Raw genomic sequence first — 976 nt, forward strand, 5'->3', positions numbered from 1 at the left:
CATGAGGGCTGTGAGGGCGACGATTGGCTTCTTTCCGTTTGCGATCAGCCTGTGGAAGACGGGTCGCAGCGGCCCTTTGCAGCGTGCGGCGCTGAGGGCAGCCATGAAGAGGATGGAACGGATCTGCGGGCGTCCGCCGCGGGTCTTGCGGTAGCCCTTCAAGGTTCCGCTGTCGTTGGGGTGTGGGGCAAGGCCGGCCAGGGATGCGGCCTGCTTTCCGGTCATGGTGCCGAGCTCTGGCATGGCGGCGGCCAGGGAGATGGCGGTTCGTGGTCCCACGCCCGGCAGCGAGCGGTAGATGGCGATACGTCGTGCGAGCACGGCGCATTGCGCGCAAAGGCCTGCGATGGCCTTGTCGATGGTCTCGATCTGGCGATCGAGCATTCTGACGAGGCTCCTGCAGGAGGCGACGACCAGGGTGCATCCGGGGGACTTGGCGCGGTTGAGTTCGGCGCCGCGAATGGCCATGAGGTCCTGCCTGCGGGCGACGAGTGCGGCCAGTTGCGCCTGGGTGCGGTCCGCCGGGCGGTGGAGCGGCAGGTGGCGCCACCGCTCCTGGCCATAGGCGGCCAGCAGTGCCGCATCGATCGCATCGGTCTTGGCCAGTCGCCCGAAGGAGCGGGCGAAGGCCCTGGCCTTGAGGGTGTCGGCCCGGTGGCAGGCGATGCCTGCGGCAGAAAGTTCTGCCAGCAGCAGGGTTTCATGGCCGCCGGTCGGCTCGCAGATGACGAGCGTGCCGGAGGGCAGACCGGCGACCAGCTTGCGGATGGCGCGGGCCGTGTTGGCCACGGTGCTGGCCACGGTGCTGGCCACGGTGCTGGCGGTGTTGCCCTGCGCCGAACAGACGGCAAGGGTCAGCTTCGACACGTCGATGCCGACGACGTGGGACGGGGCATGTTCCAGAAAGGCCATGGCAGTGGTATCCTGATCGTGCTTCGGATTGTTCGCGGGCGTGGTGTCGGCCAGAGGCCCCATC

At 68.2% G+C, this 976-nt stretch carries 1 protein-coding gene; it reads right to left on the reverse strand.

The genetic code is table 11. The features are described 5' to 3' along the window. On the reverse strand, positions 1–912 hold a 912-nt coding region (locus TSB10GB4_RS19290), incomplete at its 3' end, for a transposase (protein ID WP_186397086.1). Between the last annotated feature and the right edge of the window lie 64 nt (positions 913–976).

Source organism: Stappia sp. TSB10GB4 (genome assembly GCF_900185745.1).
Classification (GTDB): domain Bacteria; phylum Pseudomonadota; class Alphaproteobacteria; order Rhizobiales; family Stappiaceae; genus Stappia.